General features: G+C 67.2%; 24 protein-coding genes and 1 CRISPR repeat array. Of the genes, 9 read left to right on the top strand and 15 right to left on the bottom strand.

The genetic code is table 11. From position 1 onward, the window contains the following. The first annotated feature begins 13 nt into the window (after positions 1–13). The 6 genes from DZG09_RS02245 to DZG09_RS02220 all read left to right on the top strand — a co-directional run bounded on the left by DZG09_RS02245 (position 14) and on the right by DZG09_RS02220 (position 5326). Positions 14–1135 (top strand): bifunctional 2-methylcitrate synthase/citrate synthase, encoded by a 1122-nt coding sequence (locus DZG09_RS02245; RefSeq protein WP_119696091.1) that lies wholly within the window; start codon positions 14–16, stop codon positions 1133–1135. Positions 1136–1294: 159 nt separating this feature from the next. After that, entirely contained in the window at positions 1295–2218 is a 924-nt protein-coding gene (gene phnD / locus DZG09_RS02240) for a phosphate/phosphite/phosphonate ABC transporter substrate-binding protein (protein ID WP_119696090.1), read from the top strand. Between the two features lie 12 nt (positions 2219–2230). Next, positions 2231–3055, top strand: coding sequence for a phosphonate ABC transporter ATP-binding protein (locus DZG09_RS02235; protein ID WP_119697336.1), 825 nt, complete (start codon positions 2231–2233; stop codon positions 3053–3055). Beyond that, positions 3055–3924 carry a phosphonate ABC transporter, permease protein PhnE gene (gene phnE, locus DZG09_RS02230; protein WP_119696089.1) on the top strand — a complete coding sequence of 290 codons (870 nt, stop codon included), beginning with the start codon at positions 3055–3057 and terminating at the stop codon, positions 3922–3924. The genes DZG09_RS02235 and phnE overlap by 1 nt, the downstream gene beginning before the upstream one ends. Next, entirely contained in the window at positions 3921–4673 is a 753-nt protein-coding gene (locus DZG09_RS02225) for a tyrosine-protein phosphatase (protein WP_119696088.1), read from the top strand. The genes phnE and DZG09_RS02225 overlap by 4 nt, the downstream gene beginning before the upstream one ends. Further along, positions 4670–5326, top strand: coding sequence for a TetR/AcrR family transcriptional regulator (locus DZG09_RS02220; protein WP_119696087.1), 657 nt, complete (start codon positions 4670–4672; stop codon positions 5324–5326). Before DZG09_RS02225 ends, DZG09_RS02220 begins: the two co-directional genes overlap by 4 nt. 71 nt (positions 5327–5397) lie before the next feature. Here DZG09_RS02220 and DZG09_RS02215 read toward each other — a convergent pair whose 3' ends face one another. The 3 genes from DZG09_RS02215 to DZG09_RS02205 are packed head-to-tail and all read right to left on the bottom strand — an operon-like array spanning position 5398 to position 7432. Beyond that, positions 5398–6123, bottom strand: coding sequence for a hypothetical protein (locus DZG09_RS02215; RefSeq protein WP_119696086.1), 726 nt, complete (start codon positions 6121–6123; stop codon positions 5398–5400). Then, positions 6120–7049 carry an ABC transporter ATP-binding protein gene (locus DZG09_RS02210; RefSeq protein WP_119696085.1) on the bottom strand — a complete coding sequence of 310 codons (930 nt, stop codon included), beginning with the start codon at positions 7047–7049 and terminating at the stop codon, positions 6120–6122. Before DZG09_RS02210 ends, DZG09_RS02215 begins: the two co-directional genes overlap by 4 nt. 11 nt (positions 7050–7060) lie before the next feature. Beyond that, on the bottom strand, positions 7061–7432 hold the full coding sequence (locus tag DZG09_RS02205; RefSeq protein WP_119696084.1) for a GntR family transcriptional regulator: 372 nt from the start codon (positions 7430–7432) through the stop codon (positions 7061–7063). Between the two features lie 101 nt (positions 7433–7533). Between DZG09_RS02205 and DZG09_RS02200 the strand changes: the two genes are divergently transcribed. Next, positions 7534–8211 carry a YdeI/OmpD-associated family protein gene (locus tag DZG09_RS02200; RefSeq protein WP_240423631.1) on the top strand — a complete coding sequence of 226 codons (678 nt, stop codon included), beginning with the start codon at positions 7534–7536 and terminating at the stop codon, positions 8209–8211. Positions 8212–8216: 5 nt separating this feature from the next. On the opposite strand, the gene DZG09_RS02195 is transcribed toward DZG09_RS02200, so the two are convergent. The 11 genes from DZG09_RS02195 to cas3 all read right to left on the bottom strand — a co-directional run bounded on the left by DZG09_RS02195 (position 8217) and on the right by cas3 (position 23511). Further along, the gene (locus DZG09_RS02195; protein ID WP_205529028.1) at positions 8217–8723 is read right to left on the bottom strand and encodes a hypothetical protein; all 507 of its coding nucleotides are present in this window, start codon (positions 8721–8723) and stop codon (positions 8217–8219) included. Between the two features lie 148 nt (positions 8724–8871). Next, a complete protein-coding gene (locus tag DZG09_RS16490; protein WP_162893117.1) occupies positions 8872–9033 on the bottom strand; it encodes a hypothetical protein in 162 nt (53 codons plus the stop codon). Between the two features lie 25 nt (positions 9034–9058). Continuing rightward, positions 9059–11368, bottom strand: coding sequence for a phosphoribosylformylglycinamidine synthase subunit PurL (gene purL / locus DZG09_RS02190; protein WP_162893116.1), 2310 nt, complete (start codon positions 11366–11368; stop codon positions 9059–9061). Positions 11369–11523: 155 nt separating this feature from the next. After that, positions 11524–14237: direct repeats of the CRISPR family, unit length 29 nt; unit sequence GTGCTCCCCGCATCCGCGGGGATGATCCC. Positions 14238–14403: 166 nt separating this feature from the next. Beyond that, positions 14404–14781: a type I-E CRISPR-associated endoribonuclease Cas2e gene (cas2e, locus tag DZG09_RS02185; RefSeq protein ID WP_119696081.1), complete on the bottom strand. Its 378-nt coding sequence runs from the start codon at positions 14779–14781 to the stop codon at positions 14404–14406. After that, positions 14781–15725: a type I-E CRISPR-associated endonuclease Cas1e gene (gene cas1e / locus DZG09_RS02180; RefSeq protein ID WP_119696080.1), complete on the bottom strand. Its 945-nt coding sequence runs from the start codon at positions 15723–15725 to the stop codon at positions 14781–14783. Before cas1e ends, cas2e begins: the two co-directional genes overlap by 1 nt. A 3-nt stretch (positions 15726–15728) precedes the next feature. Continuing rightward, positions 15729–16400 (bottom strand): type I-E CRISPR-associated protein Cas6/Cse3/CasE, encoded by a 672-nt coding sequence (gene cas6e, locus DZG09_RS02175; RefSeq protein WP_119696079.1) that lies wholly within the window; start codon positions 16398–16400, stop codon positions 15729–15731. Continuing rightward, the gene (cas5e, locus tag DZG09_RS02170; protein ID WP_119696078.1) at positions 16401–17174 is read right to left on the bottom strand and encodes a type I-E CRISPR-associated protein Cas5/CasD; all 774 of its coding nucleotides are present in this window, start codon (positions 17172–17174) and stop codon (positions 16401–16403) included. Continuing rightward, the gene (gene cas7e / locus DZG09_RS02165) at positions 17171–18322 is read right to left on the bottom strand and encodes a type I-E CRISPR-associated protein Cas7/Cse4/CasC (RefSeq protein WP_119696077.1); all 1152 of its coding nucleotides are present in this window, start codon (positions 18320–18322) and stop codon (positions 17171–17173) included. Before cas7e ends, cas5e begins: the two co-directional genes overlap by 4 nt. A gap of 28 nt (positions 18323–18350) precedes the next feature. Beyond that, positions 18351–18974, bottom strand: a complete 624-nt coding sequence (gene casB / locus DZG09_RS02160) for a type I-E CRISPR-associated protein Cse2/CasB (protein WP_162893115.1) — start codon at positions 18972–18974, stop codon at positions 18351–18353. After that, entirely contained in the window at positions 18971–20608 is a 1638-nt protein-coding gene (casA, locus tag DZG09_RS02155; RefSeq protein WP_162893114.1) for a type I-E CRISPR-associated protein Cse1/CasA, read from the bottom strand. The genes casB and casA overlap by 4 nt, the downstream gene beginning before the upstream one ends. Further along, positions 20605–23511: a CRISPR-associated helicase Cas3' gene (gene cas3 / locus DZG09_RS02150; RefSeq protein ID WP_162893113.1), complete on the bottom strand. Its 2907-nt coding sequence runs from the start codon at positions 23509–23511 to the stop codon at positions 20605–20607. Before cas3 ends, casA begins: the two co-directional genes overlap by 4 nt. 264 nt (positions 23512–23775) lie before the next feature. Here cas3 and DZG09_RS02145 point away from each other — a divergent pair, with 264 nt between their 5' ends. Together DZG09_RS02145 and DZG09_RS02140 are read left to right on the top strand one after the other, a co-directional pair. Next, the gene (locus DZG09_RS02145) at positions 23776–24018 is read left to right on the top strand and encodes a hypothetical protein (RefSeq protein WP_119696073.1); all 243 of its coding nucleotides are present in this window, start codon (positions 23776–23778) and stop codon (positions 24016–24018) included. A gap of 94 nt (positions 24019–24112) precedes the next feature. Beyond that, positions 24113–24466 (top strand): avidin-fold protein, encoded by a 354-nt coding sequence (locus DZG09_RS02140; RefSeq protein ID WP_240423629.1) that lies wholly within the window; start codon positions 24113–24115, stop codon positions 24464–24466. 78 nt (positions 24467–24544) lie between these two features. Here the strand turns inward: DZG09_RS02140 and DZG09_RS02135 are convergent, their stop codons facing one another. Beyond that, entirely contained in the window at positions 24545–25135 is a 591-nt protein-coding gene (locus tag DZG09_RS02135; protein ID WP_119696072.1) for an Lrp/AsnC family transcriptional regulator, read from the bottom strand. Between the last annotated feature and the right edge of the window lie 124 nt (positions 25136–25259).

The raw sequence follows: 25259 nt of genomic DNA, 5'->3' as shown, positions 1-25259 counted from the left end.
AAGGGAGCACCGGATGACGGATGAGATTCACAAGGGCCTTGCCGGCGTCGTCGTCGACACGACGGCGATCAGCAAGGTGAACCCCGACACGAACAGCCTGCTGTACCGCGGCTACCCCGTGCAGGAGCTCGCGGCCACGCAGCCGTTCGAGGCCGTCGCGCATCTGCTGTGGCACGGTGAGCTGCCGACGGAAGAGCAGCTGGCGGAGTTCGAAGAGTTCGAACGCTCGCTGCGCCCGCTCGACGAGCGCACACTCGCACTGCTGGAGACGATCCCTGTCTCGGCACATCCGATGGACATCGTTCGCACGGTCGTGAGCCAGCTCGGCACCTTCGACGACACGCTGCACCGGCCGGGCGGGTGGACTGATCGCGAACTCGACCTCGGACGAGCCGTCTATCTGTTCGCGCAGCTGCCGACGATCGTGGCGGCCGCGCAGCGCCGACAGCGCGGGCTCGACCCGATCCCGCCGCGCGACGATCTCGACTACTCGCGCAACTTCCTCTGGATGACCTTCGGCGAGGAACCGGATCCCGTCGTCGCAGACGCCTTCAACCGGTCGATGGTGCTGTACGCCGAGCACTCCTTCAACGCCTCGACGTTCACGGCGCGGGTCATCGCCTCCACCACCTCCGACCTCTACTCCGCCGTCGTCGGCGCGATCGGCGCGCTCAAGGGCCCGCTGCACGGCGGTGCCAACGAGGCGGTGATGCACCTCTTCGACGAGATCGGCTCCGCCGCCGACGTCGTGCCGTGGCTGGAGACGGCGCTCGCGGAGAAGCGCAAGATCATGGGCTTCGGACACCGCGTCTACAAGCACGGAGACTCGCGCGTTCCGACCATGAGGGCTGCTCTCGAGACGCTGGTCGAGCACTACGACCGTCCGGATGTTCTCGACCTCTACACGGCGCTGGAGAGCGAGTTCGTCGAGCGCAAGGGCATCTACCCGAACCTCGACTACCCGTCTGGCCCGGCGTACAACCTGATGGGGTTCGACACCACCATCTTCACGCCGTTGTTCGTCGCGGCCAGGATCACCGGATGGACGGCGCACATCCTGGAGCAGCAGGCGTCGAACGCGCTCATCCGGCCGCTGTCTCAGTACGACGGGCCGGACGAGCGGCACGTGGCGTAGGGCGCGCGGCAGCGGGAGCCGGGGAAACCGAGAACCTCGGTTCCGCAACCCTTCGTTCATAAAGCCTTTGATTCTGGTACCGGCAGTCTCGTAATCGGGCGTTACCTCGGGTCGCTTCCATGGGAGTCGTCTTCCCTCCCGACCCGAAAGGTTCCCTCCATGCGATCCCGCCTGCCTCTCGCCCTCGCTGCGCTCACCGCCGGCTCCGCTCTGCTGCTCACCGGGTGCGCGTCGTCCTCAGACGCCGACGCGGCCTCCGATGACGACGTCATCCGGTTCGCCACCCTCCCGCTCTCCGAAGACCCTGACGCGGAGACGCCGATCGACGAGATCGTCCGTCTCCTCGAGGATGAGACGGGAATGACCGTTGAGGTCACCGACGTCCCGAACTACTCCGCCGTGATCGAAGCCGTGCGCGCCGGCCATGAGGACATCGGCATCATGAGCGCTTTTCCGTCCGCGCTCGCCGTCAACACGGGTGAAGTCGATTCGCTCGTCGCCTGGCCGGGCCTCGACGAGCCGGTATCGACCTGCCTCGTGCTCGATGACTCGCCGCTTCGGACTCTCGAGGACATCACACCGGAGACCACCATCGCGTTCGCCGACCCGAACTCGTCCAGCGGCTACTACATGCCGACCTATATGCTCAGCGAGCTCGGGCTGCGGGCAGACGAAGGCGACTTCGGGGAGCTGATGTCCGGAGGCCACGACCGGAGCTTCATCGCATTGCAGGAGGGTCAGGCCGACGTGGCGTGCACCTCGACGATCTTCCCGAAGATGGCCGGACAGGGCGACCCGATGTTCCCCTTCGAAGAGGGCGAGACGCGATCCATCGGGGAGAGCATCGATATGTCGGTCTCCATGTCGGTGCTCGGCAGCCAGCACATGAGCGATGCGAAGCGGGATGCGCTCGTCGAGGCGATTCCGCAGGTGTTCAGCGACGAGAACCGCGACGTGATCGGGATGTACATGGAGGGCATGCCGGAAGGCGTCGAGCCGATCCTGGAACCGGGTGCCGACGTCTTCCAGCCCGTCGTCGATGTCGCGGCCGCTGCAGGCGTCGACATCTCCGATCTGGGCTGAGCGATGATGGCGATGAGTGCCGTTGTGACGACGCACCCGCCTCGTTCCTCCGTCGACACGCCGTCGTCCGACGGCGAGGCGCTTGCCCGCATCCGGGATCTCAGAGTGCGGTACGCGCAGGACGCGCCGGTTGTGCTCGACGGGGTCGATCTCGACCTGTTCGCGGGGGAGACCGTCGCGCTGCTTGGGTCATCCGGATCGGGAAAGTCGACGCTGATGAAGGCCATCACCGGTTTCGCGCCGATCGAGTCCGGCACCGTCCTCGCGAGCGGATTCGATGTCGCGCACCTGAAGCGGGGCGAGCTGCGTCGTCTGCGCTCGCACGTCGGTCAGGTCTTCCAGCAGTTCAACCTGATCGGCCGGCTGAGCGCGCTCACCAACGTGCTGACGGGCGCGCTGTACGGCGCCGGGCCGGTGAACATGCTCGGCACGTTCCGCAGCGCGGACCGCAGACGCGCTCTCGAACTCCTCGACCGAGTGGGCATCGCTCACAAGGCAGGAGAGGAGGCGCGCTCGCTCTCCGGCGGCCAGCAGCAGCGCGTCGCCATTGCGCGGGCGCTGATGCAGAACCCGCGCGTCATCCTCGCAGACGAGCCGGTCGCCTCACTCGACCCCAGGATGAGCCGGACCGTGCTCGAGCTTCTGCAGTCGATCGCCCGTGAAGAGGGCATTCCCGTGCTGGTGAGTCTGCACGTGCTGCCGCTGGCGCTCGCGCACTCGGACCGCATCGTCGGCCTGCGCCACGGAGAGATCGTCGTGTCCGGTCGCACCGCTGAGCTCGACGCGGAGAAGCTCGGCTGCGTGTACGACATCGAAGAAGAGGAGGACGAGGACTGATGGCCGGTGCAGAAGTGAGAACGCCCGCGAAGCCTCGCAAGTCGTCGCGCGACGGGCGCACCTCCTCGCCGTCGCTCGACTCACGCGCGCGTGAGCGCATGGAGCGGGCCTTCCGGATCCCGCGCGCGCGGTTCATCGTCGGTGCGGTCATCGCCGTTGCGATCTTCGTGTGGTCGGCGAACGGCGCGCAGTTCGATTTCCTCAAGCTCGGCGAGGGCGCGGCGAACATGGGCGAGTTCGTGCTCCGGATGTTCCCTCCCGACTTCTCGCAGATCGGTCTCATCATCGAGCTGCTCATCGAGACGCTGCAGATGGCGGTCGTCGGCACCGTGATCGGCGCAGCGCTCTCGCTCGTCATGGCCTTCGGAGCTGCCAGCAACGTCGCGCCGCGGTGGCTGTACTACGCGTGCCGTTGGACGATGAACGTCATCCGCGCGCTGCCCGACCTGGTCATCGCGCTGATGTTCGTCTCTGCCGTGGGCCTCGGGCCGTTCGCCGGCATCCTGGCGATGACGATCGGTTCCATCGGCTCGATCGGGAAGATCTTCGCCGAGGCGATGGAGGCCGTCGATCGCGGGCCGATCATCGCAATGGAATCGGTCGGCGCGTCCAAGCGCCAGATCATCCAGTACGCGATCGTTCCGCAGGCGCTTCCGATGCTGATCAGCTACACCCTGCTGCTGTTCGAGGGGAATGTGCGCGGAGCGACCATTCTCGGACTCGTCGGGGCCGGGGGCATCGGTCTCGAACTGACGACCGCTATGAACCGATACGACTACGGACACCTGTTCGCCATGGTCATCTGCATCATCGTGCTCGTCACGATCATCGACCAGGTGAGCGCCATCATCAGGAAGAGGATCACATGACTCTGGACGCTCTCGACATCGCGCTCTCCGCCCCAGTGAATCTGCGCGACCTCGGCGGGACGCCGGTCGCGGACGGGGTGATGCGGACGGGGTTCGCGATCCGCGCCGATGACCTGTCGACGGCCGACGCCGATTCGGCCGCCGATCTGGTCGATGGCGGCCTCGCCGCGGTGATCGACCTGCGCTCGCACGCCGAGGTGAGCCTGACAGGCCGCGGGCCGCTCGCCGCGATGCCCGTGACGTTCCACCACGTGCCGTTCCTGACGTCGATCGGCGACGCCGCGGAGAACGCGTTCGACCAGTCATCGTTCGAGCGACTGTACGTGCGGATGTTCGAGAGCGCCGCTCCGCGGATCGTGCAGGCCCTCGCCGTGATCGCGACCTCCCGGGGCGCTGCTGCCTTCCACTGCGCGGCAGGGCAGGACCGCACCGGGGTGCTCGCCGCATCGCTCCTGCTCGTGCTCGGGGCATCGGAGGACGTGATCGTCGAGGACTACGCGCGCACCGGGCAGAACTCGCGAGCGATCATGGAGCGGATCGCCCCGATGATGCGCCCGCTCATGGCCGAGCACGGCATGGACCTCGAGGCGGCGGCCACGGCCGCCACCCGCCGCGAGTTCTCGCCTGCTCCGATACGAGGGCTGCTCGCCCACCTCGGCCGTGCCTATGCGCATCCGCTCGAGCCGCTGCGTGCCGCAGGTCTGACCGACGGGATCGTCGACACACTGCGGGAGCGAGCCGTCGCGTGAGCTTCGAGGCAGCCGGACGGGCCGACGCAGCGCCGGGTCAGGGGGATGAGAACACCGGCGAGTACTTCGCCCGCGGCCCGGGGCGCCCTCGTGCGGAGGGATACGACGAGCGCGTCCTCGACGCGGTCGTCGGCCTGATCGACGCGGGAGAGCGCGTCTCGGTGAGTGCGGTGGTCGGCGCGAGCGGCGTCTCTCGTGCCGCCGTCTACCGGCGCTGGTCGAGCATCGCCGAGCTCGTGGCCGATGCTCTGGATCGTGGTCGAGCAGCGATCGAGTTCGATCTGTCCGGCGACGTCCGGGACACGATCGTCGCTGTGCTGTTCGGCGGATCGCGCACGGCCCGCGGTGCGGGCTACAGCGATCGGCGTTTCCGCACGCGTCTGGTGCTCACACTGCAGAACCCCGAGCTGCAGCGCGCCTACTGGCAGTCGCACGTGAGGCGTCGCCGCGTCGCCATGCGCGACGCGCTCAACGAGGCCGTGCGGCGCGGTGAGCTGCGCGACGACCTCGACGTCGACGCATGCATCGACCTCATCAACGGCGTGTTCTACTACCAGTTCGTCGTGCGCGGGGCGAGGTGGGAGGAGCCGGAGACGATGGCGCGGTGCCGCGAGGCCTTCGACGTCGTCTGGCGCGGCATGTCGGCTCGCTGAGACGCACGAGTGCGGTGCGGCGAGACCAGAGCCTCTCCCGCACCGCACTGCACTGCCCTGCGTGCGTGCTCCTACACCGTTGCGCGCCGCAGCGTCGCGTATGCGCCGACGGCGAGCAGCGCCGTGACGGCGAGGCCGCCGAGGGTGAGCATGAACGCCCCGGTGTCGACGAACCAGCCGATGAGCGACGGCCACGATTCGGTGCGGGTGACGATGAGGATCGCAACGACGACGGCGAGGCCGATCGTGATGCCGACCGCGGCGACCGCGAAGGTGCCGAAGCGCTTCCAGATCGTCGCCATCCAGAACCCGATCACGAACAGGAAGATCGTGAACGTGAAGTAGCTGAGCCATGCGGAGAGCCAGCCCGGCGCGAAGAGGTAGTCGAGGTAGGCGACCCAGCCGTTGACGCCGTAGCCGTCGGTCAGCTGCTCGATGCCCGCCAGCACGATGAACAGCGTGGCCATCATCGCTGCGCCGATCGCTCCGATGACGAGCGTGCCGACGAAGAACTCGCGTCGCGTGATGCTCATCGCCTGCGAGAACGGGAACGTGAGGGTCATCGCCTGAATGCCCAGCGCCGCGAAGTACCACAGCGGCGCGTTCGCCGCTCCTGCGATCTTGACGTCATCGCCGGGGATCATCGCGAAGATGAGGATCGAGAGGATCGCGGCCCCCGCCAGGATGATCAGCGGAACCCAGACGAACGACTGCGTGTTGATCAGCTGCAGGCGCACGACGTTGAGGGTGCGGCTGCTCTGCCGGCGCTCCGCCGGCGTTGCGGTGATGGAGGTCATCGCTTGGCTCCTTCTGTCTGTGCGGTGGTCGAGCCGCCTGCAGCGCCCGAGCCGGTCGGCTCGCGCTGCGTCATCCGGACGATCAGCTGCTGCAGCGGCACAGGTGCGAGGTCGAGGCCCGCCGCTTCGACTTCGCGGCGCTCGTCGGGGGAGAGCCGACCGAGGAAGGTGACGCTGGCGACTCGACCGAGGCCCTCGCGGTGCAGCACCTCGCGGCCCCGGACGAACAGCTCGAGCAGATCGGCATCCCCGACGATGTTGGTGGCCTGTCCGCGCGCATCCTCTGCGGACTGGTCCATGATGATCCGGCCGTTGTCGATCACCAGCACGCGTTCGATCAGGTTCGCGATCTCGTCGATGAGATGGCTCGACAGCAGAATCGTGCGCGGATGCTCCGCGTAGTCCTCGAGCAGCCGATCGTAGAAGGTCTGCCGCGCGACCGCGTCGAGGCCGAGGTACGGCTCGTCGAAGAAGGTGATCTCGGCGCGCGAGGCGAGACCGATGATCACACCGACCGCTGAGAGCTGACCCCGTGAGAGCTTCTTGATCGGCGTCTTCAGCGGCAGCTGGAAGTCTCCGATCAGCCGCTCGCACAGCTGCTGGTCCCAGTGCGGGAAGAACAGGCGTGCCGAGCGGAATGCGATCGTGGCGTTCGCCTCATCCGGATACTTCTGGCTCTCGCGCACGAAGCACATCCGGTTCAGCACGCGCGGATTCTCGTACGGATCCTCTCCGAAGACGCGGACCGTGCCTGACGTGGCGAAGTTCTGCGCGGTGAGGATCGACATCGCTGTCGTCTTGCCGGCGCCGTTGCGACCGAGGAAGCCGTAGATGGCATTCCGTTCGACCTGGAAGCTGACGCCGTCGAGGGCGAGGGTGTCCTTGTAGCGCTTGGTGAGGTCGTGCACCTCGATGACGGGGTCCATTGCGGAACCTTTCATTTGGCAGGCTGGGTCTTCGCGTGCTCGGTGAGGAGCGCGCGGACGTCTTCTGGGGCGAGGCCGATGCGGCCGGCCTCGGCGAGCAGGGGGGCGACGTAGTCGATGACGAACGCTTCGCGGCGTTCGCGCAGGAGCACATCGCGGGCGCCGTCGGCGACGAACATGCCGATGCCGCGGCGCTTGTAGAGCACTCCCTTGTCGACGAGCATGCTGATCCCCTTCGCTGCGGTTGCGGGATTGATGCGGTGGAAGACGGCCAGCTCGTTGGTGGACGGCGCCTTCGTCTCCTCGGCGAGGCTGCCGTCGATGATCTGCTCCTCCACGCTCTCGGCGATCTGGAGGAACAGCGGCCGGTCGTCTTCGAGCACGTCGCTCCCGATTGGTTAGATGGTTAGTTACTCGACTAATGAACCATAGAACTTGGGTGTCGTCAAGACCGGATGTCGGAGGGGCGTGGCATGCTGTCCGCATGATGACGACTCAGCCGGGGACGCCGGGAGGCACGGGAGAGCGGCCGGCGGTGTTCTTCCGCGATGCCGCGGAGTTCCGCGCATGGCTGGAGCGGAATCACGACACCGAGACCGAGCTGTGGATGGGTCTGCACCTCGCGCACGTGCCCGATCGCGGCCTGACCTGGGCCGACGCGGTGATCGAGGCGCTGTGCTTCGGATGGATCGACTCGGTCTCGCAGCGGATCGACGAGGATTCGCGCAGACAGCGCTGGACGCCGCGCAGAGCCAGGAGCACGTGGTCGCGCGTGAACATCGCGCATGTCGAGCGACTGTCCGCCGAGGGTCGTATGCATCCTGCCGGGACGGCGGCGTTCGAGCGGCGGTCGGAGATGAGGTCGGGGACGTACTCGCACGAGAACCCCGAGGCCGAGTTGTCGCCCGCGCTGCAGCAGAGCGTCGATGCGTCAGCGGCAACGGTCGCCTTCCTCGCCGAGGCGACGCCCGGCTACCGCAAGGCGGTGCGGCACTGGATCATGTCGGCGCAGCAGGAGGCCACCCGCGAGCGCCGCGCGCACCAGCTCGTCGCCGACTGCGAGGCAGGCCGTCTGGTGCCGCCGCAGCGCCCGGGGAAGACCCCGGCGTGGCTGGAACGGGCGGCCGCTGCGGCGAGGGAGGCGCGGGATATGCCCGGGTGAGGCGCTCAGCCCTCGCAGTTGCTGCAGACGCCGGTGGAGGGTAGCTCGAGGAAGCAGGTCATGCACACGGGCTTGGGCTTCTCCGGTGTCGCGGGTGCCTTGCGCGACGGTCGCTTCGCCGATGAGCCGGCCGTTCGCGCGGAGCGAGCGGTCGACTTTCCGCCGTCGACCGGATGGTCGATGCCCCACGCGCCGTGGAAGCGGCGGCTGGGCCAGCGCGGCACGCTGTCGCCGGCGCGGCGGGTGACGTCCTGCTCGGTGCGGAAGCCGTTGGTGTAGCCGGGGTGCACCTCGAGGGCGGGATAGCCACCGCGGCGCTTGATCTGGAAGTAGTCGCCGAAGCCCACGATGCCGTCGACGTCGGTGCTGTCGTAGATCGCTCGGATCAGGTCTCGGTTCGCCATCGGCGTCGCGTATCGGTCGAACGCCTCGTCGAGGTCGGCCAGGCGCATCGCGCGAGCCCCCGCGTTCTTGCGCTTGCTTCGGCTGCTGTCTGCTGTTTCACGGGTCACAGTGCTCACTCCATCAATTCTCGCTGTTCGACGGAAGTCCGAGCGACATACGGCGCGCCGTCGGGATGCGCGACGCCTGTACGAATCGCGCCCGCTCGCTCGAGGCTCGGCCCGGTCGCACTCGTCTCGGGGGTGCGGCGCCGCGACGTCAGCCGAACAGCAGGGCGAACGCGCTCGCGCCGCCGCCCGTAACCAGGAGCGCGATGATGGCCGTCCACGCGACGGCCCGGATGCGTCGATTGCGGCGCTCTGAGTAGAGCTCGCTGGCTTCGCCATCCGGCTCGAGTTCCGAGTGATTGATCTGCGACATCCGGGTCGGGTCTCCTGACACGTCTCTACGCGACGGGTTCGGCGATGGTCTCGCCGAAGTGCTTCTGCAGGGTGGCCGACGACAGCTCGCGCAGCTCATCGGCGGAGAAGGTGAACACGTCCTGCACTTCGAGATCGGCGACCGAGTCGGTCACGCCGATGCGGGCGACGGGGTAGCCGCGGCCGGTGCACAGGCCGCGGAACTTCACATCGTCTTCGCGCGGCACCGACACGATCACGCGGCCGGTCGACTCAGAGAACAGGGCAGTGGCGGCGTCGACGCCGTCGCGCTGCATGATCTCGGTGAGCCAGACGCGCGCGCCGACGCCGAAGCGCAGCACGCTGTCGGTGAGCGCCTGTGCGAGGCCGCCGGTCGACAGGTCGTGCGCGCTGGCGATGAGCCACTCGTCGTTCGCGGCGGCGAGCAGGCCGGCGAGGCGCTTCTCGGCGTCGAGGTCGACCTTCGGCGGGCGCCCGCCGAGGTGCGAGTGCACGACATCGGCCCACGCCGAGCCGTCGAGCTCTGTTGATGTGGTGCCGAGCAGATAGATGTTGTGCCCGGGGTCCTGCCAGCCGCTCGGCACGCGGCGCGAGACGTCGTCGATGATGCCGAGCACACCGACCACCGGGGTCGGGTGGATCGGGGTGTCACCGGTCTGGTTGTAGAACGACACGTTGCCGCCCGTGACCGGAACGCCGAGTTCCTTGCAGGCGTCGGACAGGCCGTCGACGGCCTGCGAGAACTGCCACATCACCTCGGGGTTCTCCGGGCTGCCGAAGTTCAGGCAGTCTGTGACCGCGGTCGGCTTCGCGCCGGTGACGGCGACATTGCGGTACGCCTCGGCGAGAGCCAGCTGCGCACCCTGGTTCGGGTCGAGCTGGCAGTAGCGGCCGTTGCAGTCCGTCGCAATCGAGAAGCCCAGACCCGACTCCTCATCGACCCGGATCATGCCGGCATCGTCGGGGAACGACAGCGCCGTGTTGCCGAGCACGTAGTAGTCGTACTGGTTGGTGATCCAGCTGGTGTCGGCCAGGTTCGGGCTCGAGACGAGACTCGCGAACTGCTGCTTGAGGACATCCGGATCGTTCGAGCGCTCGAGCGTCGCGGCGCTGTCGGCCTGCAGCGCGTCGATCCACGTCGGGTAGGCGACCGGACGGTCGTAGACCGGGCCGTCGACCGCGACCGTCGAGGGGTCGACGTCGACGATAGTCTCGCCGTTCCAGGTGATGATGAGGCGGCCGTCGCCGGTGACCTCGCCGAGCACGCTGGTCTCGACGTCCCACTTGTCCACGACGGCGAGGAAGGCGTCGAGCTTCTCCGGCGCGACGATCGCCATCATCCGCTCCTGCGACTCGCTCATCAGGATCTCTTCTGCGGTGAGCGAGGGGTCGCGCAGCAGCACCTCGGTGAGTTCGACGTTCATGCCGCTGCCGCCGTTGGCCGCCAGCTCGCTGGTGGCGCAGGAGATGCCCGCGGCGCCGAGATCCTGGATCGCCTCGACCAGGTCGTCGCGGTACAGCTCGAGGCAGCACTCGATGAGCACCTTCTCGGCGAACGGGTCGCCGACCTGCACGGCGGGGCGCTTGGTCGGGCCGCCGTCGTCGAACGAGTCGGAGGCGAGGATCGACGCGCCGCCGATGCCGTCGCCGCCCGTGCGGGCGCCGAACAGCACGACCTTGTTGCCTGCGCCGGTGGCGTTGGCGAGCCGGATGTCCTCGTGACGCATCACGCCGACCGCCAGCGCGTTGACGAGCGGGTTGGCCTGGTAGACCGAGTCGAACACGGTCTCGCCGCCGATGTTGGGAAGGCCGAGGCTGTTGCCGTACGAGGAGATGCCGGAGACCACGCCGTGCACGACGCGGGCGGTGTCCGGATGATCGATGGCGCCGAAGCGCAGCTGGTCCATGATCGCGACGGGACGCGCGCCCATCGAGATGATGTCGCGCACGATGCCGCCGACGCCGGTGGCTGCGCCCTGGAACGGCTCGATGTAGGAGGGATGGTTGTGGCTCTCGACCTTGAACGTGACCGCCCAGCCCTCGCCGACGTCGACGACGCCTGCGTTCTGGCCCATGCCGACCATGAGGCGCTCGCGCATCTCATCGGTCACTTTCTCGCCGAAGCGGCGCAAGTACTTCTTGCTCGACTTGTAGGAGCAGTGCTCGCTCCACATCACCGAGTACATCGCCAGCTCGCCGCTGGTGGGGCGGCGGCCCAGGATCTCGCGGATCTGGTCGTACTCGTCGCTCTTCAGCCCGAGAGCGCCGTACGGCTGCTCCTTCTCGGGCGTTGCGGCGGCGTTCTCGACGGTGTCAGCGACGTGTTCTGTGGTCACGCGTGGGGCTCCTGAGGCGGGGGCGGGCCGGGGTGGGTCAAGTCTATCCGGATGGGGTTGATGGGAGCCGGGGCGGCGGGGGCAGGGGAAGTACGGGTGAGGACAAAGTGAAGGCGGAAGGCTCCGACGGCGGGTAAAGTACCTGATCAGCAAGTGTGCTCCCCGCATCCGCGGGGATGATCCCCGTTCGGCGAGGGAGGGGTCGTCATCAGTCCAGTGCTCCCCGCATCCGCGGGGATGATCCCCAGATCTCGCCGGACGGAGTGGTGTTGGTACTGTGCTCCCCGCATCCGCGGGGATGATCCGCTTGCGCACGGTCCGCCACCTCCCTGATGGCAGTGCTCCCCGCATCCGCGGGGATGATCCCGACACCTCCGTCGCGCCGAGGAAGCCCGAGCCGTGCTCCCCGCATCCGCGGGGATGATCCGGCGGACCCGCTGCACGCGAGGGACTCGAGCAGGTGCTCCCCGCATCCGCGGGGATGATCCCGACTGGTACCGCTCGATGGCAGCCTTCGTGGCGTGCTCCCCGCATCCGCGGGGATGATCCCCGGAGCCGTCCGAGGACTGGCCCGCGCTGATCGTGCTCCCCGCATCCGCGGGGATGATCCCGGCAAGAGTGTGTGCGGACGAAGTAGCGGTTCGTGCTCCCCGCATCCGCGGGGATGATCCCCGAGAGTGAAGTCTGATGACACGAGTCGATGAGTGCTCCCCGCATCCGCGGGGATGATCCCGCCCGGGATCACCCGGGGGAACACATACGGGCGTGCTCCCCGCATCCGCGGGGATGATCCCTCGTCGCCCTCGCGGACCGCATCCGCCAGGGCGTGCTCCCCGCATCCGCGGGGATGATCCCGTCGCTCGGATCGAATGCGCCGTCCACTGGTTGTGCTCCCCGCATCCGCGGGGATGATCCGCTCGCGTCGTCCCCAGGGCAGACACAGACGGTGTGCTCCCCGCATCCGCGGGGATGATCCCGCCAAGTTTCTGAAGGGCTAGGGAACCCACATGTGCTCCCCGCATCCGCGGGGATGATCCCCAGGAGCCAGAGCGAGAAGAGCAGCACCACTGGTGCTCCCCGCATCCGCGGGGATGATCCCGGATCGACGTTCTCGGGCAACGCGCACACGCGGTGCTCCCCGCATCCGCGGGGATGATCCCCGAGGGCCAGCAGGCCGCCACGCAGGGATTCGGTGCTCCCCGCATCCGCGGGGATGATCCCTATCCGCGATGAGGAGCGGTATGCGCGCGTTCGTGCTCCCCGCATCCGCGGGGATGATCCCGGATCGACGTTCTCGGGCAACGCGCACACGCGGTGCTCCCCGCATCCGCGGGGATGATCCGGCGCGCTGCTCCCGCTGCGCCGTGCTGGGCCGGTGCTCCCCGCATCCGCGGGGATGATCCCTGGGGCTGCTCCGCACCGGGATTGATAACGACGTGCTCCCCGCATCCGCGGGGATGATCCCGGGGCGATTACACCTCTCTCATTCGGGGAGACGTGCTCCCCGCATCCGCGGGGATGATCCCACGGGCAGCCTGATCGTGCTGCGCGAGGGCCAGTGCTCCCCGCATCCGCGGGGATGATCCCGCTGGTGGCGCTGAGCGGTCGCGGCTTCTTCTGTGCTCCCCGCATCCGCGGGGATGATCCCGCGAAGCTGGTCGTCATCGCGCACAACGACTTGTGCTCCCCGCATCCGCGGGGATGATCCCTCAGAGCAAGCACCCCTGGCGCGCGTCTCTGCGTGCTCCCCGCATCCGCGGGGATGATCCCGATGGTCGAAAGATCGCCGCCCGGATCAGGGAGTGCTCCCCGCATCCGCGGGGATGATCCCTGGTCCTCGGTCAGCTTCGCAAAGCCGCCGTCGTGCTCCCCGCATCCGCGGGGATGATCCCATGGACACCACCAGGCTCGCTCTGCAGTTCGAGTGCTCCCCGCATCCGCGGGGATGATCCCATGGACACCACCAGGCTCGCTCTGCAGTTCGAGTGCTCCCCGCATCCGCGGGGATGATCCGTGGTGTTCCTGATGCGGGATGTGCCGATGCGGGTGCTCCCCGCATCCGCGGGGATGATCCCAAGAGCCGCGACTACGCCGCGCAGGCGCTCGAGTGCTCCCCGCATCCGCGGGGATGATCCCGCGCGGGCGCGCCATTCCAGCCACGTGGCTTCGTGCTCCCCGCATCCGCGGGGATGATCCGTCAGCCGAGTCGCGGCGCCCGTCGAACTTGCGGTGCTCCCCGCATCCGCGGGGATGATCCTGTCGAGGATCTGCGGGTGGAGGCGCTGCCGGTGTGCTCCCCGCATCCGCGGGGATGATCCCGACACCGAATCGACCTGCTCCGCCCCGAACCAGTGCTCCCCGCATCCGCGGGGATGATCCCTGCTCCCAGTTCGTGGGATCCCGCTCAGCGTCGTGCTCCCCGCATCCGCGGGGATGATCCGTCGACTGCACTCACGTCACTCGCCCCGCAGGTGTGCTCCCCGCATCCGCGGGGATGATCCCTGCCCCAGCACAGCGGCGACTTCCTCGGCGGCGTGCTCCCCGCATCCGCGGGGATGATCCCAGACGATCGCCAAAGCCGTAGCGCGGCTCATCGTGCTCCCCGCATCCGCGGGGATGATCCCATCCACTTGCGGCGGGTGATGGTGTCGAGGTCGTGCTCCCCGCATCCGCGGGGATGATCCCCCGGCGTCGCCTCGCCCGTCAGCAGCAGCGACGTGCTCCCCGCATCCGCGGGGATGATCCCCATGCCACGCGCGAGGTGAAGCGTTTCGTGGTGTGCTCCTCGCATCCGCGGGGATGATCCTGGGTGAATCGGGCGGTCATCCGGATCGAGTTCGGTGCTCCCTGCATCCGCGGGGATGATCCCCGCCTGCCATGACAGGGCCGACGTCGACGATGTGCTCCCCGCATCCCCGTCACCTCGCATTCGCGAGGGCCTCAGTTGAGGCGTCTCAACTCTGAAGTGATTTTACTTCGCGGTATAGCAGGGCAATTCGCCGATTGCGGCGGATTGAGGCGCTCTGAAGACGGTCCTACCGCGCCCGCCGGCGAGCCGCCTTGCTCCATCCGGTGCGTGGCGGTCTTCCCTCGCCGCCGGCGATTGCGTCGTCGCGCCGTGCCGACCGTTTCGAGCGCGTTTCCGCCGGCCTCAGCATCAGCGTGATGCCGTCGATGTCAACAGGTTCCCAGTGATGACCGTGCACAAGGAAAGAGAGCCCCTGCTCATTCCGTGCAGAGAACACCATGATGGCGCGCCCGGTACTGACCATCTCAATCGTGCGTTCCCACATCAGCGTCCGGACCCGCTTGGAGACTTTCCCGACGAAGACGCCGGCCGAGATCTCCAGCAGCCAGCGCGTCAGATAGCCCCGCAGTCCAGGCGGGCACGCAGACAGTACGAGCACGACCATCACGTGTCCTCGTCGTACGAGGTGCCGCCTGCCACGGTCCGTCGGGATCCGTCCCAGAGGCTCACCACGTTCTCGCTCATCCCTGCCTCCAGTGCGTCGGCGGTCTCATCGGGCAGCAGCAGATGCCGGATGTCGCGTACGCATCGATCGAGGAACGCCCCACCGTGAAAGTGATCGCGGAGGGCATGTCGTGCGGCGGCGGCGATGTCGAACGGTTCCTCCGCAGCCAGATCGAATGCGAGCGGGATCGTGAGGTCAGCCTTGTAGAGGTCGGCCACGTCGTATACGAAAGAACGGACGTGTCCTGTGTGGACGAACCCTAGCCCAGGCGAGCAGCCGAGCGCGACGATCACCGAGTGCACGACGCCGTAGAGACTCGTGTTCGCCGCGGACAGTGCCTTGTTCACCGGATCGCTCGATTCGAAGTCGTCGACGTCGTAGTCGCGCCGGGTCCACCGGATTCCTGTCCGCTGCGAGTGCTCCCGGTAGGCGCGGCGCACGCGCGCGCCCTCCCTGCCGCGCAGCTGCTGCATGGTGAGGCCGGAAGTGTCCTCCCCAGGGAAGCGCATCGTGTACATCTCCCTGGCAACAGCGAGGCGACGGCTTTGGTTGGTGACGAGCTTGGCCTGTGCCTCGAGTAGGCGGGAGGAATGCGCGAGGGAGCGCCCATGCGCGTAATAGCGCACGCCTTCCTCGCCGACCCACACCACGGTCGACCCGCTCTCAGCCATGAGCAGCATTGCCTGCTGCGAGACGGTGGTTCCTGGACCGAGCAGGAGAGCACCGAGTGCCGCAGCCGGAATGTGCACCGTGCCGCGGTCATCGGTGGAAGTGATGGCGTTCGCGTCGCGATGAATATGACAGCGTTCCAGGTAAACGAAGGTGAGCCGATCCTGCACCCGGACCAGGTCGGGAAGGTCAGGTGGCCGTGCGCCAGTGGCCATGATTCACATCACCGGTGCAACCGTGAGCAGGCCGCAGCCGTATCCCTTCGCCCGTCCGATGCCGAGGCACAGCGAAGCGACGAAGGCCTCGCGATCTGTGACGGTGAGAGTGCCTTCATAGGATGCGGTTCGCAACGTCACCTTCGTCTCGCGACGATGGAAGACCAGGAGCTTCCTGTCCCGCACGACGACGTCGTATTCGCTGCGATCGGATCCTGAGCCGGGGAGTTCCGAGATGGCGAAGCCATGACGCTCTTGACGATCGAGAAGCCACTTCTCCTGCTGAGCGACCGTGACATGTCCGCGGGGCTTGCCGCGTTGTCCATCCGGTCGCCGCTCATTGTGCACGGGGTTCGCGGTGAGACGGAAGCGGTACCGCTGATCGTTCGCAACGCGGTCGAGCAGCTTCTCGTACGGTTTCGAGCCCCACGAGTCGGGCAGCGTGGGCCATCCGCCCTGCTCGGCGAGATGCGTGAGATCCGGCTGCGTCGGACTGACGATGAACAGTTTCGCGACGTGCGCGCTGTTGTCCAGCCGCCACAGCACGCGACCGTTCATCGTGGCCGACGGATCCGGGAACCCGGCGAGCACAGCAGCATGCAGTGCATGCGGAGACGAAAGCAGACGTTGCGCTCCGCGCCGGGCGGGGTTGAACTGGAAATGCGAGAAGAACATTCAGACCTCTTCGTCGGCCAGGAGGATCTCTGGGTCGTGGTCGGTGGGCTCTCCGAGCAGCTGGTCGCCGTGGCGTCGAACTGGCGGTTCACTGTGCGACTCCGGCGCTGACTGAGCAGGCGGGTCCGGATGATCGATCTCGATCGTCTCGACGACGACGTCCCTCGCGGAGTACTCCCGGCGGCGAGGATCGAAGCTCACCGGGACATCGTCGCGCGAGTGATCCGGTGCTTCGTTCTGCTTGGCATCGCGGACCACTTCGACCTCCACCCGAGTTCCGTGTGTGCGGTTGCGGGTACGGGCACGTGCTCGCCAAGGGTGCGTCTGCAGAGCCGCTTCAAGCGGCTCCTCCACCAGGACCGTGTGGATCGGCCCCGACGGCGGAAACGCCCTGCGCCCCAGGTAGAGCGGGTACTGCGGACGGCGGATGGCGGTTGCGTACGCATTCAGCTCTTCGGACGGCCCATCCAGGGCTGCGACGAACACAGCGTCAGCGAGATAGTAGCGGTGCGACAGCGGGAACGAGGTCGATCCGTCGAAAGACCTGGCGGTCTGGAAGTCACGTTCGACTCGTCCCGGCTGATCGATGCGCACGCCGAATCGAAGCCCGACGAAACGGTCCAGGGGATCGGATCGTTCCATGCCGAGCGCCGCGGCGATGAGTCCGATCACTCCGCTTTTGGTTGGTGCGAGCTCGGTCGCCCGTGACGCGAAACGGCTGCGAGACCCCCATGACTGCTGTGGCGCGGCGAGTTCGAGCAGCAGCGTGGTCACGGTGTGTCCGTGAGGCGTTCGGCGACGGCACGGCCGAGCTGTGCGACGGCGTCGTCGAGTCCGACGCGCTCGCCGAGGGAATCGAGGGGCGCCGCCGCGTCGGATACGCGCACGACCCACCCGGAGACGGGAGCAGTCCCGTAGGCGCCGTCGACGCTCTGGGCATACTCCGCCAGCCGTCGAGCACCCTCGGCGATGCGGTGAGTGCCCGCGACGGGCTCTTCGAACGCGCCGACGAGATTGACGGGCTGACTGTCGCGCACCGAGATCACGACGGCGTCGGGGAGAGTGCGGTTCGCGAAGGTGTTCTGCTTGCCGCTCGGCAGGCTCCGCACGAAGCTCTCGACGAAGGCCTCCACCGCGCGCTGCGTCGCCGACGCGCCATCCGACGCATCGCCGAGGTTGCGGCGCAGCGCATCGACGTCCACCGTCGCGTAGCGGTAGAGCGTTGACGAATTGAACTCGACTGTGCCGATCATGCCCGCACCCGCATCCTCCTCGTCATCTGCGCTCTTGTGGTCGTCGACCGCGGTGTAGTAGTCGAACTCGTTCTCGACCGGGTGGATGCTCAATGCATGCGCGACCTGTGCCGCGGCATCGACATTGAGATCCGTGGCCTCGGCGACCATCCGACCGAAGAGTGAGATGTCGACGGAATGCTCCAGATCGAGCAGAGTCTTGACCTTGGCGGCCTTGATCGAGGCGGCGGCATCCTCTGATGCTTCTGCGTCGACCGCGACCTCCGCGAGCCTCTCGATCTGCCGCGCGCTCAGGAAGAGCAGATAGCCGGCCTCCGGGGGGAGTGATTCCTCATCCTTCGACTTGCGTGGTGCCGTGAGCTTGATCCCCGCTGCCTTGAAGACCAACTCCGCAAGTTCCTGGGCGCGATCGGCGTCGACGGCCGGGTTCCGTTTCGTGATCGCGTCGGCGAGCAGTTCGGCCACGCGCTTGGTGCGGGTTCCGAGATCCGAGGTGTCGAGGCGCTCGCTGAAGTCGAGTCGTGCGGCCCGCTTCCAGGCCTGGCTCGAGACCCTGGCGCGCCGGACGCCGCCATAGACCGCGGTCTTCGGGCTGCCGGTGTCATCGCGATTGATGTTCGACGGGGGAACGGTCTGGAGGACGCTGATGTCGACGATGGTGCGTGTCATGATGCTGTCTTTCTGCCGAAGTCGGCGGTCAGTCGGTTGATGTCTCGGTCGAGGCATCCGAATCGTCTTCTGGATGATGCAGGCGGTAGAAGTCGCGCCCCCAGGTCATCCGCACGCGGTCTCCGGATCCGACGTGGAGATCGAAGAGGTCGCGTGCGAAGCGCCCGTAGTCGAGCGGGATGGTGTGCTGGCGGAGCTGCTGAATGAGGCCGCGTGCATGCTGCACGGTCTCGTCCCACGTGGTGGCGGTGCCGAGGGCAGTGAAGCGCTGACGTACCGAGTCCCGATCCACCTTGCGGGCGAGTAGGCGTGTCGATCGGCCGATGGAGTAGCCGCGGTGGTGCATCGATGCGTCTCGTCGCGACTGCTGGTGCAGGGCGAAGAGAGTGATCGCCGTGAAAGCAGCCCTCTCTTCGGGCAGCGGGTCGTCTTCGGCCCACTGCGACGGATCGACGATGTCGACATCCGGGCCTGCCAAGGCGATGCCGAGGAGTTCGATGTCTGCGTCGACGCGTCTGCCGACTCCTCTGCGGAGCTTTGCGAGCTCCGCGACCTCCTTGCTGTGATTGCCGCGGTAGCCGTTCAGGAGCGAACGTACGCGCTGCTCCGTGAACTCCTCCACCCTGTCGGCTCGTTCGCGGTGGCTGGTCATGTGAGGACCTCCTTGATCTGATGCGGCGCGGGAGCGCCGAATGCGGTGCGCAGCGCTCTGAGGAACCAGGCCTCGGCGCGCGGTGTAGTGATGAACTCTGTGCCTCTCGGAGTCGAGACCTCGCGGCCCGCCCACGCGGCAGGGCCGGCGTCTCGGATGAGCTCCGTGCCGAGGCCCCGGATGACCCGGTACGCCGTCGCCTTCCATGCGCCGATCGCGTCGATGGGATCGGTCGTGTCGTCGAGCCCGGCGAGCCATTTGCGGTAGTGGCCGTCGAGAGCCGCGTAGGCGGTCTCGTCGGCGCGTGACCACGGCGCCTCCCCGTCGCCTCCCGCTGCGCGATCGAGATTCTGCGCGAGGCGTTTGAGGGCGAGAACGCCGCCCTCGGCGAGCGAGACGGCGTTCTCCGCCTCGGCCGCGAGCGCGGCGTTCTTCTCGCGCAGCAGGGCGGTCGAGAAGCTGAGCTGGTCGTCGACGATGTCGTCGACGACCGAGTTGTTGCTGCCGTAGACGACGCCGACGGCGCGCACCCGTATGAGGAGGTCCTTCGCGAGCAGACCGTCGTTCTGCCTGCGTGCCAGTGCATTGACCGTCGCCGGGGGCTTCGACCTTCCACCAGCGTCGTGCTGGGGGAGCAGGGCACCGATGCCGCGCCAGAACGCCCGTTCCGGGCGATGCTCCCGCGGCATGTATGTGGTCGCTCCCGCCTTCTTCGACTGCGGCTCGCTGTACCGCCACGCGGTCATGGTCTCGTGGGAGAACTGGTTCTGTGGCGTGAGGGCGTCGCCATTGGCGAGTACGCATCCGATGATCCTGTCACCGTCTGCGACGAGCCGGATGCGGCGTGACTGCCAGGTGAACAGCCGCACCGGGCCCGCGGGATGCCCGCCGCGCTCTGCTGCCGTGTCGGGGTCGTCTTGTTCCCACACGGGCAGGTCGCCCAGACGGGAGAAGGAGAGTTCATCGCCCTCATCCGGCATCACGAGGTTGAGTAGCAGAGTCTGCGCGAGCGAGCCTCCCTCGAGTTGGATGCCGCCGAGCAGACCCGACCATGCGACGCCGATCGGATACCCCTTGCCGCCCTTGACGCGGTCGTCGCCGAGCGCCCCCGATTTGATCCCGGATGGGTCGAAGGCCTGCGCGTTCACGAGCCAGCGAGCCGCCTCCGCGAACGGAAGTCGAAGCGACTCGACGCCCGCTCTGGTCGTGAACAGGCGATTGTTGCTCGGCAGGTCCATGATGAGGGAGATGGTGTCTTTGACTTCGCCTTTCGCCGTGGCGAGGCCCGCCACTTGGAAGAACGGACGTTCAGGATCGAGCAGCCAGAATCGGCCGGAGACCTCATCCAGATACTCGTCGATGAGATCGAGCGGCAGGCCGTCTTCCCAGTCCTCCTGCCACGCGTCGCGGCTCCAGCCGGGCTCCACGTCACTGACCGTGGCACGGTAGAAGATCGCGAGCAGCAGTCGGAGAATCGCGAACGACTGCGTGGGCAGCTCTCCTCCGATATCGCGGATCTGGGCGGCGTCGTGGAACGCTGTACGCAGCGATACGTCGCAGGAATGTCCGTCGAGGTAGCGGACGGCGATCCACGGTTCGTTGATCAGGTTGAAGCGGCGTGAGGGGTCACTCACCAGCGGGCCTCGCTCTCGGCAGGGATGGATGCGGGCGTTCTCGAGTATGAGAAGCCGTTTTCTGGGTCATAGCGGACGATGTCGTCGCCGAGGCGTCCGGAGCGGTCGGCGTCGAGGGGGAGGACCAGCTCACCGCGCAGCGCATGACTGCCGTGCCACGCCTGGATCGGGTACTGCGATTCGAGGTCGGCGATCTGCGCGTCGATCCGACCCGGATGGCACATTGCGGCGGGAAGGCGAAGAGCGCAGCCGAGCACGATGCGCGTCAGCCGGCCATCCGGCGGCTCATTGTCAGGAAGCTGGATGTTCCCGTCTTCGCCGTCGAGCCAGTCGGGAGTCACCCACACGCCGTCCTTCTGCTGAATGACGAGCACTTCGAGGGTCTCCTCGCCGTCGCGAACGGCGGCCTGGGCCTCGGAATCCGAAGCGGCGTCTCCTGCCGAGGCATCGATCCAGCCGATCAGGCTCCCCTCGGCGCCGTCGGCGGCGAGCTGGAAGGTCTCGGCGCGGCGGCGCTTGTCCTCCTGGAGTGCGCCGAACTCGGCTCGCGCGGACTGCGCCTTCTCATTCCAGGACAGCGGATGGATTTCATCAGGCCCATACACCTTCTGCACCAGCACGGGGATGTCATCGGGCAGGGCGATGCGTTCGCGACCCTCCAGCGCGGCGAGCGTGCGCAGCAGGATGTGCTGGCCGTAGACCGCGATGCTCCCTCGTACGGGAGCGGGCGGGGTCTCCTCCCAGTCGACTCCGGCGAGGACGAGCCGCGGCTCGCGCAGCCGCTCAGGTCGGGTGCGGAAGCCGTGGCGGTGCAGGCGGCCCGCGCGCTGGAGAATGAGATCGACAGGGGCGACGTCGGTGACCATGAGGTCGAAGTCGATGTCGAGCGACTGCTCGACGACCTGAGACGCGACCACGATCATCCGGTCTGGTCGCTCGCCTTCCTTGCCGAAAAGGTCGAGCAGTTCCCGGTCTTTTCTCGCGCGGTCTCGGGCGAGGAAGCGGGAGTGTGTGACGACGACGGGGATGTCGTCGCGCTGCGCGCGCAGGAAGGCGGCGGTCTCCTGCACGCGAGTCACGGTGTTGCGGATGACGACCGCGGTTCCGCCCCCTTCGAGCGCCGTGAAGAGTGTGTCGGCCAGGACGGAGAGGTCGTCGGGGACCCGTTCGACGGCGACTTCCTTCGGCTTGCTGGAAGGCGACGGTGTGACGATTCTGGGTGGGCCCGTCGGGGACGACGCCGTGATGACCGGATAGCCGATATTCCCGTCGAGCATGGCGAGCGGGTCTGCGGTTGCGACGGCTCTCCGGCCGGCCGCTCCCCTAGTGCCTCTGCGGGGTGGAGCGTCGGCGACCCTGCCCTGCTCGTAGGCGGCGATGAAGGCCTTGCGCTTTTCGGATGGAAGCGTCGCGGACAGCATGATGACGGGGACTCCGTACGAGCCGAGCCAGTTCAGGATGCGCTCGATATACGTGTCTGTGAAAGCGTCGAAGGAATGTATCTCATCGAAGATCACCACCTTTCCCGCAAGTGCGAGATGCCGGAGCATGACGTGCTTGCTGCGCAGCGCACCGACGAGCGCCTGATCGATCGTGCCGATGACGAGATCGGCGAGCGGGCCTCGCTTCGGGCTGCTGAACCAGTTATGAGCGACGACGAGCTCCCCCCAGGTATCGCGAGATCTGCGAGTGGTGTGGCGGTCGCCGATGCTTCGAAAGCGGGCATCTTGCTGTCGCTTGTCGAAGTCGGAGTTGAGAGACGCTTTGGCGTGTGCGAGGAAGACGTTGAGTGGGGTCTCGAGTCCGAGATGATCGGCCCACGTCATCGCCCGGGAGAACATGCCGTCGGCAGTGGCCCGAGTCGGCAGCCCGATGAATACGCCGCTCAGGCCGAAGCGCGACGCCAGGATCTCCGCGGCGGCGAGCGCGGCCTCGGTCTTGCCCGCCCCCATGTTCTCCTCGACGATGAACAGAGAAGGCGTCTCACATGTGCGGGCGAGTTCCATCACCGCCGACTGCATGGGGCGCGGGGAGGGAAGCTCGAAGCGATGGTCGAAGAGTTCGTCGTCGTCATCCGGCGACCGCGCCTTCCACGGAGCCGGAAGATCGATCTCGGTCCACGCGCGCTCGACGCGACCATGCGTTTCGACATCGCTCTGCCTGAGTTCTGCGAGCGGGAACAGGTGGTCGTTGCTGGCGACCCAGTCGGTGACGATGACGAAGGCGCTGAGCAGTACGAGAGCGTGCCGGGGGAGCGGGGAGCGTTCCCAGGATGCGATGTCTTCCGGCGCGGTCACCGACGCCGTGATCGTGTCGAGCAGATCCTCGCGTACGTCGGCCCAGAGCCCGTCGCCGACAAGGCGCGTCTGGCCGTCGGCGTCGGCAACGGCGGCCTCGCTCGGCGGTCGGCCGTGGTGCGCTGCGATCACGCTCGCGATCTTCTTCGCCTGCCGACTGTCGAATCCCCAGCGCTCGACGAGCCATGCTCGAACTGCGAGGTAGCCGACGAGTTCGTGACGTGCCTTCCTGCGTTCTTCTGTGTCGGCCAGTGACGCGTCCATGCGCAGTCCCTGCGCGGTCATGTGCTTCGCGAGGGGGCGCACCTGCACGGCGAATGCCGGGGATGCCTTTCCGACGTCGTGCGCCCCGGCGAGCCAGACCGCGAGCGTGCGCGCCGACTCGGGCGACCCCACGGCTTTCGCGAGGAGTTCCTTCACATGCGGAGCGAGCCAGTGATCCCAGAGTCGGGTTGCGATGCCAGCAGTGTCGAGAAGATGCCGATGCAGCGGGAGCCACCGCTCGATCTCTCCATCGATGCACGGGTTCGGCCAGCTCTTCGCCCACACCGACCGTGCGGCCGCACTGAGGTGTGCGACGTCAGCGTCGTGGATGTCGGTGGTCACTGAGAGGCTCCGTTGCAGACGTAGATATGGCGGCTGATCAGGATGACGGTATACGAACCAGGCAAGAAGAGTCAAGCCTGAGAACCAGATGCGTAACCGCCAGCGTTACTGATGCTCTTGCATGAGCATGCATGCCAGGGTAGTGTCGGAGTAAATCCCTGCTCAGGCAGGGAAAACTGAGATGCGTATCCGCCAGCTGGATCATCCCTGCGATGCAGGGCGTGACCAGGGTAGCGGCCCGGTCTGTGAGAGGAGGTGGACACCATGAAGACAAGCCAGACTGACGAGACAGGTCTTGATCAGCTCGATCCTGCGGTGACTCCCGCGCGTGACGCGACGCACTTCCGGCGCATCATCGCCGCTCAGAAGGCCGCCCGTGAAGCGGAGGAAGAGCTGCGCACCGCGGTCGCGGACGCGCGCGCCGCAGGTGACTCCTGGACGGTCATCGGAGCGGCGCTCGACACCACCAGGCAAGCCGCCTACCAGCGGTTCGGCAAGCACGGGTAGATCGGGGGGCGGGGCGACGGAACCGCCGCTCGCCCGCAGCTGCCCCCGAGGTCCCGGCACTGCGCGCCCAGCGGGCGCAGGGCATAATCGCCCGATGGCTTCTTCTCCGCTTCCCTCCCTCGACGGCCGTGTGTTCCGGATGGTGTCGTCGACGACGTCGCGCGTCGATCCCGTCTCTCCCACGGTCTTCCGGTACTCAGAACGGGACGGTGCGATCTGGGGTGAGTACGAGGGCGACACGGTGACGTTCGGCCGCTTCGTCGGTGTTCGTGAGCCGCGCGCAGTTCGCGTGTCCTTTGTTCACGTGCTCCGTGAGGGCGGCTCCGTCGTGGCAGGAGAGGGCAACAGCGACATCGAGGAGCACGACGGACTGCTGCGGCTCGTCGAGCATTACGAGATGCACGGCGCAGCGCAGCGCAGTGTCTGCGAGGAGCTGCGCGAGGCGTGAAGCCGGCGGCGTGACCTGGGAGCGTCTGAGAGTTCCCAGCGTCGCGCTGTATCCGACGCTTTCTCGACTGCGCCCCTCCTATCCGCCCTCCGACCTCATCGACGCGCGCCCCTCCGCGGCGGGCGTCCAGCGGGTCATTCCCAACTGTGATGCGCCCTCGCGCTCGGGCAGATCCGTCGGCAGCACGTAGGGCCTGCGGACGACCTCGTCGAGCACGACCACGCTGACGATGGTGCGCACCTCCGGCAGTGTGGCGATGACGGCCGTCGTCAGCGTGTGGATGCCGCCGACATCGGTTGCGCGCACGAGCAGCATCGCATCGTGCTCCCCGGTCGTGATCGCGCAGTACTCGATGTCGGGCAGCTCGGTGATCCTGTCGCGGAAGGACGCCCACGACTGCGGCAGCACCGTGACGAAGACGAGCGCGCACACCGACAGGCCTGCGCGCGACGCGTCGATCTGTGCCGAGAATCCGGTGATCACACCGGTCTGCATGAGGTTCTCGACCCGCGTATAGGCGCTCGAACGCGAGATCCCGACCTGCTCAGCGAGAGCGGCGATGGAGATTCTGCCGTTGGTGCGCAGCGAATCGAGGATCTGATAGGAGATCTCGTCGAGCGCGGCATTTCGTCCGGCGAGACGTGAATCATTGCGGCTTGAGTTGGACATTCTGCAGATCATCTCCCGAGCATGTGACGACTGTGTTTCATTCGCACGATCTTGATGGACAAATAGTCGCACATCGTGTCATTCTGATCGCTGTTGTCCACAGCGCTCATGGAGTTGCTGCCTC

Source organism: Microbacterium halotolerans (genome assembly GCF_003569805.1).
Classification (GTDB): domain Bacteria; phylum Actinomycetota; class Actinomycetes; order Actinomycetales; family Microbacteriaceae; genus Microbacterium; species Microbacterium halotolerans.
Note: the sequence above shows the minus strand (reverse complement) of the source record. Positions and strands in the feature narration are given on the sequence as shown.

Excerpts from the sequence above, each read along its gene's own strand:
- DZG09_RS02245 (WP_119696091.1), top strand. The coding sequence starts at position 14 with ATGACGGATGAGATTCACAAGGGCCTTGCCGGCGTCGTCGTCGACACG.
- phnD (WP_119696090.1), top strand. The coding sequence starts at position 1,295 with ATGCGATCCCGCCTGCCTCTCGCCCTCGCTGCGCTCACCGCCGGCTCC.
- DZG09_RS02235 (WP_119697336.1), top strand. The coding sequence starts at position 2,231 with ATGAGTGCCGTTGTGACGACGCACCCGCCTCGTTCCTCCGTCGACACG.
- phnE (WP_119696089.1), top strand. The coding sequence starts at position 3,055 with ATGGCCGGTGCAGAAGTGAGAACGCCCGCGAAGCCTCGCAAGTCGTCG.
- DZG09_RS02225 (WP_119696088.1), top strand. The coding sequence starts at position 3,921 with ATGACTCTGGACGCTCTCGACATCGCGCTCTCCGCCCCAGTGAATCTG.
- DZG09_RS02215 (WP_119696086.1), bottom strand. The coding sequence starts at position 6,123 with ATGACCTCCATCACCGCAACGCCGGCGGAGCGCCGGCAGAGCAGCCGC.
- DZG09_RS02210 (WP_119696085.1), bottom strand. The coding sequence starts at position 7,049 with ATGGACCCCGTCATCGAGGTGCACGACCTCACCAAGCGCTACAAGGAC.
- DZG09_RS02200 (WP_240423631.1), top strand. The coding sequence starts at position 7,534 with ATGATGACGACTCAGCCGGGGACGCCGGGAGGCACGGGAGAGCGGCCG.
- DZG09_RS16490 (WP_162893117.1), bottom strand. The coding sequence starts at position 9,033 with ATGTCGCAGATCAATCACTCGGAACTCGAGCCGGATGGCGAAGCCAGC.
- cas2e (WP_119696081.1), bottom strand. The coding sequence starts at position 14,781 with ATGGTCGTGCTCGTACTGTCTGCGTGCCCGCCTGGACTGCGGGGCTAT.
- cas1e (WP_119696080.1), bottom strand. The coding sequence starts at position 15,725 with ATGGCCACTGGCGCACGGCCACCTGACCTTCCCGACCTGGTCCGGGTG.
- cas6e (WP_119696079.1), bottom strand. The coding sequence starts at position 16,400 with ATGTTCTTCTCGCATTTCCAGTTCAACCCCGCCCGGCGCGGAGCGCAA.
- cas7e (WP_119696077.1), bottom strand. The coding sequence starts at position 18,322 with ATGACACGCACCATCGTCGACATCAGCGTCCTCCAGACCGTTCCCCCG.
- casB (WP_162893115.1), bottom strand. The coding sequence starts at position 18,974 with ATGACCAGCCACCGCGAACGAGCCGACAGGGTGGAGGAGTTCACGGAG.
- DZG09_RS02145 (WP_119696073.1), top strand. The coding sequence starts at position 23,776 with ATGAAGACAAGCCAGACTGACGAGACAGGTCTTGATCAGCTCGATCCT.
- DZG09_RS02140 (WP_240423629.1), top strand. The coding sequence starts at position 24,113 with ATGGCTTCTTCTCCGCTTCCCTCCCTCGACGGCCGTGTGTTCCGGATG.
- DZG09_RS02135 (WP_119696072.1), bottom strand. The coding sequence starts at position 25,135 with ATGTCCAACTCAAGCCGCAATGATTCACGTCTCGCCGGACGAAATGCC.